The 13,502-nt window shown below is 62.1% G+C and carries 11 protein-coding genes and 1 riboswitch; of the genes, 8 read left to right on the top strand and 3 right to left on the bottom strand.

The annotated features are described in order from the left end of the window. Nucleotides 1–424 precede the first annotated feature (424 nt). The 7 genes from JFN91_RS03380 to JFN91_RS03350 all read left to right on the top strand — a co-directional run bounded on the left by JFN91_RS03380 (nt 425) and on the right by JFN91_RS03350 (nt 8,632). Nucleotides 425–1,303, top strand: a complete 879-nt coding sequence (locus tag JFN91_RS03380; RefSeq protein WP_199387784.1) for a nitrate- and nitrite sensing domain-containing protein — start codon at nt 425–427, stop codon at nt 1,301–1,303. Further along, nucleotides 1,300–1,521 (top strand): hypothetical protein, encoded by a 222-nt coding sequence (locus JFN91_RS03375; protein ID WP_199387783.1) that lies wholly within the window; start codon nt 1,300–1,302, stop codon nt 1,519–1,521. Before JFN91_RS03380 ends, JFN91_RS03375 begins: the two co-directional genes overlap by 4 nt. 291 nt (nt 1,522–1,812) lie before the next feature. Continuing rightward, nucleotides 1,813–2,283: a DUF3015 family protein gene (locus tag JFN91_RS03370; RefSeq protein WP_199387782.1), complete on the top strand. Its 471-nt coding sequence runs from the start codon at nt 1,813–1,815 to the stop codon at nt 2,281–2,283. Between the two features lie 94 nt (nt 2,284–2,377). Further along, a complete protein-coding gene (locus tag JFN91_RS03365) occupies nt 2,378–4,279 on the top strand; it encodes an Lnb N-terminal periplasmic domain-containing protein (protein WP_236014887.1) in 1,902 nt (633 codons plus the stop codon). A 118-nt stretch (nt 4,280–4,397) separates the two neighbouring features. After that, nucleotides 4,398–4,474: riboswitch (cyclic di-GMP riboswitch) on the top strand. 138 nt (nt 4,475–4,612) lie between these two features. Then, the gene (locus tag JFN91_RS03360; RefSeq protein WP_199387780.1) at nt 4,613–6,208 is read left to right on the top strand and encodes a hybrid sensor histidine kinase/response regulator; all 1,596 of its coding nucleotides are present in this window, start codon (nt 4,613–4,615) and stop codon (nt 6,206–6,208) included. A 203-nt stretch (nt 6,209–6,411) separates the two neighbouring features. After that, nucleotides 6,412–7,257 carry a ChaN family lipoprotein gene (locus JFN91_RS03355; protein WP_199387779.1) on the top strand — a complete coding sequence of 282 codons (846 nt, stop codon included), beginning with the start codon at nt 6,412–6,414 and terminating at the stop codon, nt 7,255–7,257. A gap of 337 nt (nt 7,258–7,594) precedes the next feature. Then, the gene (locus tag JFN91_RS03350) at nt 7,595–8,632 is read left to right on the top strand and encodes a hypothetical protein (RefSeq protein WP_199387778.1); all 1,038 of its coding nucleotides are present in this window, start codon (nt 7,595–7,597) and stop codon (nt 8,630–8,632) included. Between the two features lie 58 nt (nt 8,633–8,690). On the opposite strand, the gene JFN91_RS03345 is transcribed toward JFN91_RS03350, so the two are convergent. The 3 genes from JFN91_RS03345 to JFN91_RS03335 all read right to left on the bottom strand — a co-directional run bounded on the left by JFN91_RS03345 (nt 8,691) and on the right by JFN91_RS03335 (nt 12,621). Further along, entirely contained in the window at nt 8,691–9,299 is a 609-nt protein-coding gene (locus JFN91_RS03345) for a DUF922 domain-containing protein (RefSeq protein WP_199387777.1), read from the bottom strand. A gap of 80 nt (nt 9,300–9,379) precedes the next feature. After that, entirely contained in the window at nt 9,380–10,681 is a 1,302-nt protein-coding gene (locus JFN91_RS03340) for an MFS transporter (protein WP_199387776.1), read from the bottom strand. A 182-nt stretch (nt 10,682–10,863) separates the two neighbouring features. Beyond that, complete coding sequence (locus JFN91_RS03335; protein ID WP_236014886.1) at nt 10,864–12,621, bottom strand: flavocytochrome c; 1,758 nt, start codon at nt 12,619–12,621, stop codon at nt 10,864–10,866. Between the two features lie 494 nt (nt 12,622–13,115). Between JFN91_RS03335 and JFN91_RS03330 the strand changes: the two genes are divergently transcribed. Continuing rightward, on the top strand, nt 13,116–13,490 hold the full coding sequence (locus JFN91_RS03330) for a cupin domain-containing protein (RefSeq protein WP_199387774.1): 375 nt from the start codon (nt 13,116–13,118) through the stop codon (nt 13,488–13,490). The last annotated feature ends 12 nt before the right edge of the window (nt 13,491–13,502 follow it).

The raw sequence follows: 13,502 nt of genomic DNA, 5'->3' as shown, positions 1-13,502 counted from the left end.
CGGGAGATCCGGATCGGCGATAAAAAAGTGTCACCCATGTCTCCGAACGACTGTCACCCTTGACTCCGGTCTATACAAAGGGGGGGCAGGGGGGATTTGAACCAACCAATCAGCTCCCTGCCAGTTCCCAGTCGGCCTGTCCCGGCCTGTCCCGGCCTGCTCCCGGCGTGCCCCAGCCTCCCCACGGCCATCACCCCCTCACGCACCTGCTTTTCCCGCTCCCATAACTCCCATGCCCCCTTTGACTCCCATTGCCTTTGCCACCGTCCTCCCCCTGCAATTTTCCCTAAAGTTTCCCTACCGCCGCGCCGATAGCTGAAAATGGATATCAACTGCAGACAGCATTTCTGTCATAAGGCGCCGCCAGTCGCGCTGTGGCGCGGGGTCAAGGGCTGGAGAACCCCGCGCAAAGGAAGGAACTACCATGTTTCAGAATCTCAAGATCCGCACCAAGCTATTGCTGATGATCGCCGTCCCCGTGCTCGGGATGATCGTGTTCTCCATTTACAACGCAAGGAAAGACTACGCCGTCCTGGAAGGGCTGGTCCAGACCCAGAAGCTGACCGCCCTTGCCGTCCAGGTAGGGGAGTTGTCGCACCAGATCCAGAAAGAACGCGGCTACACCTCCGGCTACCTCAACGCCAAAGGGACAAAATTCCGCGAGGAACTGACTGGCCAGAGGGCCAAGGTGGACCACGAAATCGAAGCGGTCGCGGCGTTCCTTGAGAAGAACGAGGCATCGGTGGTTGTGGTGAAACCGAGCCTCGATGCTGCCGCAAGCGCCATCGCCAAGCTGAAGGAGACCCGCAGCGGGATCGACACCCTCCAGGTCACCGGCGCCCAGGCCTACACCTTCTACACCGGACTGATCAACTCGTACATGGATGTGGTGGCCGCGGTGGCCACGACCAGCGGCAAGCGCGAGGTGATGCGCCAGGCGACGGCCTACTACAGCTTCGTGAAAGCCAAGGAGGAAACCGGGAAGGAACGGGCGGCCTTGAACGCTGTGCTGGCAGCGGATGTCCTGGACCAGGAGAAACTGCAGCGCACCATGACCATCCTCGCCGCTCAGCAGGACTACCTGGACCTGTTCCGCAAGTTCGGTTCGCCGCAGGCGCTGGCAGCCTACGAGGAGAAAGCGAAGGCGCCGGTCTTCGGCAAGGTCGAGGAGATCAGGGGAGCGGTGCTGTCGAGGGGCTTGTCCGGGCACTTCGGCATCCCCGCCGAGAGCTGGTTCCCGGTCATTACCGAGAAGATCGATACCATGAAGCAGGTCGAGGATGTGCTCACCACGACATCATGAACGCCATCAACGAGCTCACCTCCCAGATCCACCAGATCGCGACCGCGGCCGAACAACAGACCGCCGTCACCGGCGAGATTACGGCCAACATCGGCACCATAACCGACGTGGTTTCCGAGACGGCGGGAGGCGCCCACGAGACAGCCAATGCGGCGACACACATGTCCGGCCTTGCGGCAGAGCTGCAACAGATAGTAGGCCGCTTCAAACTGGCATAATCGGTCACCACTCGAGGGCCGGAACCATCGTCGCGTACCTCGAGCTTGAGCAAGAAAAATCGTGGCAAGTTCCACGAGACATGCAGCAGTAAGAACGGGCCTGCGAGCCTCCTCTTCTAAAGGGGAGGCTCGCATTCGTTTGCGCTGAATGCCGCGTCTTCTGGGAAATGACTTGTCCCTTTACTTCGCCGACTTTCAGGAGGTAGCGCCATCTTTTTCAGCGTTTGAGTTGACAGTGACGCAGTGGCCCATATACTTGCATAAAAATTTCTTCACAAAAGGAGAACGACCATGAAAAAGCTGATGATGGCACTCGCACTCACTCTCTTGATCACCGGTTCCGCCTTTGCTGCCGGCCAGGCACACACCAATACAGGGTGCGGCCTCGGCACCATGCTTTGGCAGAACAAGGCCGACGGCTCGATCCTGTTCGAGATCCTGCAATCGACCACCAACGGCACCTCCGGCACCCAGACCTTCGGCATCACCTCCGGCACCTCCGAGTGCGTCAAGCCGGGCAAGATCGTGCAGAACGAGAAGCTGAACGAGTTCGTCCGCGCCAACATGGACAACCTGGCCAAGGAAATCGCCATGGGTAAGGGCGAGACTCTCGACACCTTCGTCGAGATGATGGGCGTTCCCTCCACCCAGAGCGACGCTTACAAGGCGAAGCTGCAGGCCAACTTCAGCAAGATCTTCACCTCCGACAAGATCGTGATGGCCGAGGTCATCGACAACGTCGTCACCGTTACCAGCAACTGACCCTGCCGCAACGACGTCACCAGGGTGCACAGCGAAACTGTGCACCCTTTTTAGTCTCTGGAGCATGCCTCCGCCACCTGTAATGAACACTGGAATGAACATGACCCTGCTGCGCCGTGCCCTGTCCATCCTGCTGCTGCTCACTCTTCACAGCCTCTCCGCGACGGCTGCGGATCTTGCCTACCGCGACCAGCTCCTCAAGGAGGCACATGCCAAGCACCTCTGGGAAGAGCGCCCCTGGCAGATCCTGCTGCACTACAAGAAGAGCCTGACCGGCGGCACCGTGAGCCGCATCTCCGACCCCAGCTTTTTCCTCGCCCCCACCGGAAGGAGGGACCCGCAGGCCGAGCTGTCCGCCACCCTCTCCGCATTCTTCCAGCCGGAGGCCCCGGACGGGGAACATCCCATCTGCCGCTTCCCCGCGCGCCTGGCGTGGCTCAGCGGGGAACTGGCCATCGATCCGGCCCGGCTCCCGGCGCCTCCGTGCTCGGAGCAGCAGGAACAGCTCAGGACCATCGATGCCCATTCGGCGGCACTGGTTTTCCCGGTGGGGCACATCAACAGCCCCGCCTCCATGTTCGGTCATACCCTGATCCGGATCGACGGCTCCAGCAAGAGCAACCTCATCTCGTACGCGGTGAACTACGCGGCCGACGCCACCGACTCCAACGGCTTTCTCTATGCCTTCAAGGGGCTCACCGGACTGTACAAGGGGTACTACTCCCTGATGCCGTACTACCAGAAGGTGAAGGAGTACAGCGACCTCGAGCACAGGGACATGTGGGAGTATCGCCTGAAGCTATCCAGGGAGGAAGTCGACAAGCTGCTGCTGCACGCCCTGGAACTGCAGCGGATCGCCTCGGATTACTATTTCCTGGACGAGAACTGTTCCTACAACCTGCTCTTTTTGATCGAGGCGGCCCGCCCCACCCTGCACCTCTCCGACCGCACCGGGCTGCTGGTGCACCCCACCAACACCATCGAAATTGCGCAGGAAAGCGGGATCCTGGAGCCGGCGGTCTATCGCCCCTCGCAGGGGGCGCGCATCGTCAAGGTAGCATCGCTGCTCGACGGCCAGGGGCAGCAGGCCGCCCTGGAACTGGCCCAGGGAAAGCGCGCCCCGGCAAGTCTCGACCTGGTGGCCATGACGGAGAAGACACGGAGGGAGGTGCTGGACCTGGCTGCGGAGCTGGTGCAGTTGCGTCTGGCCCGCAAGGAGTTGGAGCAGGATGACTACTCGAAGCTCTACCTAAAGATCCTGGCACAGCGCAGCGCACTTGGAACGGTGAACGAGGCTGACTATGCCGTCACGCCCCCTGCGCCCCCTGACGCAGGGCACCACACTTCCAAGGTCGGCCTGGGAGGAGGCGTGCGCCGGGGAGACTGGTTCGCGGCCATCCATCTGCAGCCGGAATTCCACAGCCTGCTCGACCCGGACCAGGGCTACCTCAAGGGTGCCCAGATCAAGTTTTTCGACACGCGGGTCGACTACGTACCGGAGACGGGACGCCCACGGCTACGGACCCTGCATCTCCTGGACATCCTCTCCACCGCTCCCCGGGACCGCCTGTTCAAGCCATTCTCCTGGAAGGTGGCCGCCGGCTGGGACACGGAGGTGATGGAGGACGGCAGGGACTCCCTCATCTTCAGGCTGAACAGCGGCGGGGGCGTCGCCCGCAGGTCCCCCTTGGCTGGCATCATGTACGGCTTCGCCGAAATCGACGTCAATGTGGGCAGGCATCTGCGCGCAACGGTGGCTGCGGCGCCCGGGATGAGCCTGGGCTGGCTGGAGCAGGTCACGGAGTGGTGGAAGGTGAACCTGGAAGCATCCTCGTTCTTCTACGTCCTGGGAGACGAGCGTATTTCTCTCAAAGCGAGACTGGCACAGAATTTCCGGTTGTCACAGCAACAAAGCGTCAGCCTTAACATGAGTGTCGGTGATGTCTCAGGGCACACCGTTTCCGAACACAGCCTGCTGTGGAACTGCTATTTCTGACAAAAGTGGTCTTTTAGTGATTCAACTCACAGGGATAGTGATGGCACACGCTGTCATTCCATTGACTTGGTATGAGGCTAAGAGCATAATGGACAAAAATTAAATACATCAACAAGATACACGATAATACTCAACCATCCGCGAGGATGGGGCGGAAAGCCTATTGGGTCTCTCCGAGACAGCCGGGTTGCCGAAATATCATTCGATATTCTGCCCCGGCTTTTTTGCGTCCAGTGCAGAGAATGGAATGCAACCCGGCATGCACCTGCAGTGCAGCAACGGGGAAGGCCGACCGCTCCCGTAACGTTTTCTTCCTGATTTCGGGGTGACGGCATGTCAGTAGATGGCGATCTTACCACTCAGTTTCTTTACGAAGCACTCAGCCGCGGCAAAAGGGAATGGGAACTCACCTTCGACGCCGTCCCCGACCTCATTTTCATCACCGACACCCAGCACACCATCACCCGCGCCAACCGAGCCATGGCCGAGCGCCTCGGCATGCGCCCCGCCGAGATCCCGGGCCGCAAGTGTTACGACCTCTTCCACGAGATCGGCGAAGTCCCCGGCGCCTGCCCTTTCTTAAAGCTGCTGCAGGACGGCGATGCCCCCCGCGTGGAGATGGAGGAAAGGCACCTGGGCGGCTTCTTCGAGATCTCGGTCTCCCCCCTGTACAACGAACTCGGCGAGATCACCGCCTGCGTGCACGTGGCCCGGGACGTGACAGAGCGAAAGAAGGCCGAGGAATACCGGCTCGCCCTGGAGCAGCAGCTGCAACAGACCCAGCGACTGGAAAGCCTGGGCGTGCTCTCCGGCGGCATCGCCCACGACTTCAACAACATCCTGACCATCATCCTCGGGCACTGCGCCATGGCCCGCACCGCGACTCCCTTCGAGATACAGAAGCACCTGGAACAGATCGAGCAGGCGGGTAACCGCGCGGCGGACCTGTGCCGCCAGATGCTTAACTACGCTGGCAAAAGTCCCCTGGTGCAGACGGAGATAGACCTCAACATACAGGTGCGCGAAGTGGTCAGCATGCTCCAGCCCGCCTTCAAGAAGAAAGTCGCTTTCAAGTACCTGATCGAGCCGGACCTCCCGCTGATCAAGGGGGACCAGGGACAGGTGCAGCAGATCATCATGAATCTCGTGGTCAACGCGGTGGAGGCGATCGGGGACCGGAAAGGGACCGTCGGCATTTCCCTCGCCGAACACACTATTGCTCCGGATGAAACGGGCTGCGACGCTTTCGGCAACGCCATTGCCCCGGGCTCCTACGTCTGCCTCGAAGTCAGCGACGACGGCTGCGGCATGAGCGAGGAGACCCGCCAGCGGGTGTTCGACCCGTTTTTCAGCACCAAGTTCACCGGGCGCGGCCTGGGGATGTCCGCCACCATGGGCATTATCAGGAGCCATAACGGGGCGCTGCAGCTCTCCAGCGCCCTCGGGGAAGGTTCCACCTTCACAATTTTCTTTCCGACCTGCACTACCTCGCCCCCCCGCCGGGGCGCCCCCCCTGCCGAACCGCCACCGCAATCCACGGAACGCTTGGAAGGGACCGTCCTGCTGGTTGACGACGAACCGGAACTGCGCCAGGTAGGAACCGTGCTCCTGAACGGGCTGGGCCTGAGCGTCATCACCGCCTGCAACGGCCGGGAAGCGCTGGAGATCTACCGCGAGCGCCCCCAAGACATCGACCTGGTCCTCATGGACCTGACCATGCCCGAGATGGACGGCGTCGAAGCCTACCAGGAACTGCGCAGGGAGGCGTCCGCACTGCCCATCCTCTTCTGCAGCGGCTACGGCAAAAAAGAAGTGTCACCCTTCATCGACAGCGACCCCTACGCGGCGTTCCTCGCCAAGCCCTACAACAGGGAACAGATGCGTTACATGCTCCGCAAGTTGCGCGACCCCGCACTCCAGGGATCGTAGTCCCCCTCCCCCGCACGGTCAGGCTGCCACGGCGTCGCCCGTTGCCTAAATCAAACGCCTTCCTTGTCGCCGGACATCAACCCGATACAATTAGCCACTGTTAACCAGACACACCTTCCAGGCCCCAGAAGGGTCCGCACTCACAGCGGGCGCCGCTGCTGCCAACGCGTTGCAACAAGGCAAAGCCGCGCAAGGAGACGATCATGTCCGGGTGCTTCAGGGCTTTTCTCGTCGCGGTGCTGGTCTCGGTTTGCTGCTCCCAAGCACAAGGACACACCGTCGTTACCCGTCTCAGCGATGGCCAGACCCTCTCCATCCCGCAACTGGCGGCCGTGGCTGCCGCAAGCCAGGTCACCCTGGTCGGGGAATCCCATGAGGAAGCCTACCATCACGAGTTGCAGCTCTACCTGCTGCGCTTGCTGAATGCCGGAGAGCGCCCCATAGCCATCGGGCTGGAGATGATGCAGAGCGACTCGCAGCAGGAACTGGACGACTGGGTGGCAGGAAGGCTCGGGGAGCCCGAAATGGAGCAGGCGTTCGAGAGGAACTGGACCGGGTGGCACATGTACCGGGACATCTTCCTGTTCGCCAGGGACAAGCACATCCCGATGGTTGCCCTCAACGTGCCTCTCGCCATCGTGCGCAAGGTTTCACGACAGGGGTTCGCGGCGCTGACGCCGGATGAGAAAAAGGGGCTGCCTTCAGGGACCAGCTGCGACCTGGCCAACCCGCAGGTCGCGTTTTTGAAGAAGACCTTCCGCATGGCGCCGCATCACCAGCAAAACGGCAGGAAGTTCGACTTCTTCTGCGAGGCACAGACGGTGCGTAACAGCGGCATGGCGCTGAACATCATGCGCTACCGCGAGAAAGAGCCCGGACGGACCCTGGTGGTGCTGACCGGCGTCTGGCATGCCGTCAAGTACGCCATTCCCGACCAGTTGCAGCGCCTGGGGAGCGGACTCGCCCCCATCGTGATCCTCCCGGAGACCCCCTACCTCAACAGCAGCAACTCCACCACCAGCGAGGCCGACTACCTCGTCGAACTGTGATGTCGCTCCCGTGAGTGCGTGCCGGCGCATCCTGCCGGCCGCACGTCCCCTCATGAGTTCCCCCCTGCGCTCCTCTCGCCTCTTTTTTGTGCAGAGCCGCAAACTGACGCTTAGCCACAGCCCCACCTCTGCACACTAATCCATCGTGGATACGCCCACTTACAGCTGCGACACCGATTTACCAAGATTGGCTTTTTTTAATCGGATGTGATAAGTTGAGATCAGCAGCACCGATTTGTATACAACCAAAATGTGGCACCGCGAGGATCAGCAAGGCCGATCTGCAAAGAGCAGGCGGTGTCTCCCGGCCGGTGCAGACCGGGAACGGAGGTCCACTATGAGAACAGTGAGAAGGTTGCTATTCACCACCATCGCCTTGGTGGGCATGATGGGCATGACCACAGGCACAAGCTATGCAGCCGGCACGGGATCCCAGTGCAACAAGAAGATGACGCATAAATCCGGGACTACCCACAAAGCCGGCATGACGCACAAAAAAACCTCCCACAGGAGCGGGACGGTCTCCGGCTCCTCCGGCGGCGGTAGCGTACAGGGCTACGGCAGCACCACTCTCCCCATCGGAACAGGAGCAAGGACCACGGTTCGGCAGGACTTCACCGTCGAGCGGCTGGGACCTGAATCCGGTAGCAGCACGGGCATCGGTGCAGGCGGAACAGTAGGCGGCAGTACCGGCGGCAGCTACGATCAGAGAGGGACCAGCGGCACCTACAACCAGGGGGGCTCCTATAACCAGGGCAGCGGTGGCAGCTACTACGGCACCGGCACCGGCAGCGGCATGGGTGGCACCATGGAACGTGGCACCGGCGGAACCTACTATAACCAGGGCACCAGAGGCACAGGCGGAGGTGGGACACTAAACCCGGGCGCCGGCAGCAGCTACTTCGAACAGGGTACCGGGAGCAACACGGGCCGCACCCTTGATCGCGGCCCGAGCGGAATCATGAACCAGGGCACCGGCGGTTCCATGAACCAGGGCACCGGCGGCAGCTACTACAACCAGGGCACCAGCGGCACAGGCGCGGGGGGCACCCTGAACCAGGGGACCGGCGGCAGCTATTACGGAACCGGCACTGGTAGCGGCACGGGTGGCACCATGAACCAGGGCACCGGCGGAACTATGAACCAAGGCACCGGCGGCAGCTACTACAACCAGGGGATCGGTGGCACAACCGGCACAGGTTCCATGGGAACCGGTAACATGGGCACCGGCACCACAGGTACGGGCACCATGGGTACTGGCGGCATGGGCACCGGTACGGGTGGCACAACCGGCACCGGCACCGGCGGCACGGGAACGGGCACCGGCGGCACCGGCATGGGCACGGGCACCGGAACCGGCGGTAGCGGCAGGTAAGATGGAATAAAGAGTAAGGTAGGGAGAAGGGGTTGCGGGCGGGGCCTGTAGCCCCTTTTTAGTGTGATCCGGCCAGCAGGAAGGCACCCTGGGTTTCACCGTGCCGGGTGTCGTGGTCGTACTCTATCTGGATCTCTTTCAACTTCTTGAACTTCTCCTCGGTGCGCCTGGTGATCTCGGCAGCCAGTTCCTCCTCACTGCCGAAACTGGGGAGGGTGCCGAACATCTCGTTGACCTCGGACGCGGCCTTGACCGCGAGATCCTTGTGACCGAACTCGTGGCCCTGCAGATGGGTCAGGTAGTCGTTCCACGGAGTGACCAGTTCCGGGGCGCAGGTGGCGAGATTCAGGCGGGGCATGTTGTACAGGATATCGACGCGGGTGGCGGCCGATTTGACGGAGTAACGGCCATTCTGGCAGGTTACGTCGTACTTGTAGTGGATGTCCCAGTTGGTCATGGCGGAGTACACTTTGCCATCGTTCCACTTGGTTCCATTGAGACTGATCTCATGGATCAGATCGTCCAGGGTTTTGCCGCTTATGTCATAAAAGCGGTAACCTTCTCTCACCTTCAGTTCACAGGAAGCCGTATCGGAAGCAAACAAGGGGGCGGAACAGGCCAGGAAGAGCAGGGCTATGCCTGCGCCGGCAATGAGGCGGTGCATCATGTAGATACGGACTCCTGAGTATGGGATGGCAAACGTGAAGCAACCATACCTTATCAGGCATTAGCCACGGGTGACCCAGGTCACAAAGTGCGATGAATCGCACCTTTACCTACATCACCCCCTTCATTGCGGGACAACGTTCCGCTCCAGAGTGTATCGCAGGTGACAGTGACAGGTGCCCTGCGGCGCGACTTAAGCTGCAGCAAGGAAAGACCGGCAACGCAGAGCGCGGAGGTGAGGGTGAGTGCGGAGCAAGCGCCGAGCCTGGCGGCGATGCCGCCCATGAGGGCGCTGCCTACCGGCGCCATCCCCAGCAGGAAGAGGGTGTAGACGCCCATCACCCTGCCGCGCAGCCGATCCGGACAGGCCCGCTGCAGGGAGCGGTTGGCACGGGCCAGAAAGACCACCAAAGCCGCGCCGGCAACGGCCAGGGCGCCCAGGGCCAAGGGGTAATCGGTCGAACGGGAAAAGAGCAGCAGCGCCAAGGCGAAGAGCACCCCCCAACCGGCTCCGTCGGAGTCCGGGTGGGGGAGGTGGTCGAAAGAGGCAAGTGCCAGGGCGGCCAGTAGCGAACCGCTGCCAAGACAGGCGGACATGAAGCCCAGGCCACGCGGACCGCTCCGGAACAGCTCCGCGAAGACCGGCAGCAGCGGAACGAAGGGTATGGCGAAAACGCTCACCAGCAGCACCGACAGGAGCAGTTGACGGACCTCCTTTTTGCCGAGCACAAAGCCAAGCCCCTCGCGCAACTCGCTTACCGGGAGCACCTGCGAGCGCAGTGGATGCTCCGCCTCACGGCAGTGAAGGCGCAGCAGGAGCAGGGAGGCCATGCCGACCAGGTAACTTGCGGCGTTGAGGAAAAAGCAGGGGGCGACGCCGAAGGCGGCGATGATGCAGCCGGCGGCGGCAGGCCCGAACAGACGGGTGGCGTTGAAGGAAACGGCGTTGACGGCCACCGCCTGCCCCAGGCGGTCCCGGGGCACCAGTTCGGCCAGCAGCGCCTGGCGGGTCGGGAGTTCGAAAGCGTTCAGCACCCCCTGGCACGAGGCGAGGAACATGATGGCCGGCGTGGTCGCCTCGCCGCGCAGGGCGAGGATGCCCAGGAACAGGGGTGGGATCATCGAACCTCCCTGGGTGATCGCCAGGAGGGCGCGCTTATCGAAGCGGTCGGCGGCCACCCCGCCCGGCAAGCTCAACAAAAGCACCGGGAAAGAAACCATGATGGCGGCAAGGGCCAGTTGCGCCGGTGACTTGGTGATCGACCAGACCAGCCACCCCTGGGCCACCGACTGCATCACGCTCCCCAGCCAGGAAATCCCCTGCCCGGCCGAGAAGATACGGTAATTGTCGTCACGCATCAGCGTAAAGCTGGAGTTGAACATGCCCGCCTCGTGTTTGCCTCACAAAATCCCCCCTCCCCTCGCGCGAGGGGTTAGGGGGTGGGGGTAGGTGCCACATTTGCGGTCATGGCAAGGTCACCCACGCCCCGGCCCCCTCCCGTCAAGGGAGGGGGCTAGCTGGGAACTGTCCGATTTTGAAAACTGCAGTATCTACTCTACACCTGCTAGGGACGGGTGTTCCTGGCGAGCTTGGCTGCGTTCTCGCCGGCAATGCGGCCGAAGGTGATGGTCTGCGAGATGGAGTTCCCGCCCAGCCGGTTCTTGCCGTGCACCCCGCCGGTCCCCTCGCCCGCCGCGAAGAGGCCGGGGATGGTCTTGCCGTCCTTGGCGACGACTTCGCTGCCGGTGGTGATCTTCAGGCCGCCCATGGTGTAGTGCACGCCCGGCTTCACCTCGATGGCGTAGTACTTGGCGGTGCGCAGCGCGCGCGGCAGGTCGGGGCGCTTGAACTCGGCATCGTTCTTGTCGTCGACCCCCTTGTTGTACGAGGCGACGGTCGCTTCCAGGGTCTCGGCCGGGACCTTGATGGCGGCGGCGAGGTCCTTGAGGGTCGCCCCTTGCTGCACCAGATTCAGGTGGAAGTAGCCGTCGATCTGCTTCAGGCTCTTGCGGACGCCGTCATCGAAGACGAGGTAGGCCGACTGCCCCTTCTGGGCCAGGATGGCGGCGGATGCCTTGTCGCGGGTGGTGAGCTCGTTTACGAAGCGCTTCCCTTCATGGTTCACCAGGATGGCGCCGTTGCCCCGCACCGCCTCGGTGATCAGGGTACGGCTACCGGCAGCGACGGTCGGGTGGATCTGGATCTCCTTCATGTCCTTGAGGTCGCCGCCCACGGCAGTACCGAGGTCGATGCCGTCACCGGTGGCGCCGGGCTGGTTGGAGGTGGTCATCCCCTTGTACTCGGGACGGTAGTAGGCGACCCGCTCGGGGTTGGCGGAGAAGCCACCCGCCGCGATGATGACCGCCTTGGCATTGATGGTGTACTCGCCGCTGTGCTTGCCCGCCACGCGGACACCGGTCACGCGCCCCTTCTTGTCCTCCAGGATCTTAACCACCTTGCTGTTGACGCGGATGTCGATGTTGCGCTGGGCGGCGTTTCTGCGCAGCACCTCGGTGATGTGGGCTCCGACCGCGGCGCCCCCCTTGGGACGATGGGTCCTGTTGACGCTGGCGCCCCCCATGCGGCCGACGTCGCTCAAATCTGCGCCGAGCCCGGTGAGCCAGGCAACCGAACCGGCCGAGTTTTTGGCCAGCACCATGGCCAGGGCCGGATCGTTCAGGTTGCCGCCGCCGGTCATGGTGTCCTTGTACATGAGATCGACCGAGTCGGCGATTCCCTTCTCTTTCTGGAAGGTGGTCTCGGCGGCGTTCATCCCGCCGGCCGCCAGCATGCTGTTGCCGCCGGTGATGGGCTGTTTCTCGATGATGACCACCTTGGCCCCGGCGTCATGTGCGGTAATGGCCGCGGTGAAGCCGGCAGCACCGGCACCGATGACCACGATGTCCACCTTCTCGGCGCGCTTCTTGGCCTTGGCAACGGGAGTGGCCTTGGTCGGGGTGGCGCCTGCGCCGGCGATCTTCATGTCGAACGGATGGCAGCTCAGACAGTAAGCCCAGGATGCGGTGTGGCCGTGGTGGCAGGCGGTACAGTTGATGTCACCCAGGTGCGACTTGTGGGGGTTCACTTCCTCCTGGGATTTCTTCCCCATCTCAGCCAAGGTGCCGTGGCAACCGACGCAGTTCTTGTTCACGCCCTTCTCGCTGTCGTCGACGCTGATCTTCTTGCTGCTGCCGTGGCAATCGGCGCAGGTCGCCTTCCCTTCGTGCAGCTTCGCCAGCGGCTCCGAGCCGCCTGCCCACGTGACCGTGGCGGAGATCAGCACCAGCAATGCCGCCAACACAATGCCTATCCTCGAACTCATCATCTTTCTCCTTTCTTGTTGTCTCGGGTGGTAACCCGCGTTATTGCACCGGAAATGGCCGCAGGGGAGCAGACCTCCTCCCCATGCGAACCTCCTCCACTGAGCACGAGTGATGCCAATACCGGTGCAACAGGCCAAGGTGTCGAATTAATGATAACTTTAGCCGCACGGCCTTAATTGACAACGACAGCGAACGATAACCGCAGGTTATGGGGGCCCCATGGCTCATTAGGAAAGCGGTTGTCTTTTCGGCCGGTTAGCACGGGCCATAACCTCAGGTTATCGTTATAACCTGCGGCTATACCTCTTGTAGTGACAGGGATTTAGCTGGCGAGGTGAGTGGTTTGGAAGGAAGGATTTCGAAAAGCATTACAGGACGCAGAGCGAGCATCGGATCAGCGGCCAACGCAAGGTGTCCCGGGGAGTTTGACCGGGGGGCAATGACAGTACTACAATGACTCATGAGCAAACGAACGCGTCTTGAGGAGAGCGCTATGAGAGTCATATCGAGTGACAAAGCGGAGGTAAGAAACTTCGCGACTCCCTACGAAGTGAGGGAGTTCCCTAAGGGCAAGGTAGAGCTGATCATGATCGGCGGGGCGCTGGTGGGCAGAGCGACCTTCCTCCCCGGCTGGCGCTGGTCGACGTCGGTGCAGCCGTTGGTGCACACCAAGAGCTGTGAAGCCCCGCACTTCCAGTACCACGTCTCCGGGAGGCTCCACGTGGTGATGGACGACGGCAGCGAGTTCGATTGCGGCCCGGGCGACGTCTCACTGTTACCGATGGGACACGATGCCTGGGTAGTCGGAGATGAACCGGCCGTGGTAGTGGATTTCCAGGGGATGATCGATTACGCCAAGGCGGCCTGAGCGGTGCCGGCA

The sequence above is a fragment of the Geomonas anaerohicana genome (genome assembly GCF_016458305.1).
Taxonomy (GTDB): domain Bacteria; phylum Desulfobacterota; class Desulfuromonadia; order Geobacterales; family Geobacteraceae; genus Geomonas; species Geomonas anaerohicana.
The sequence above is the reverse complement of the archived record's forward strand: the minus strand, read 5'-3'. Positions and strand labels throughout refer to the sequence as shown.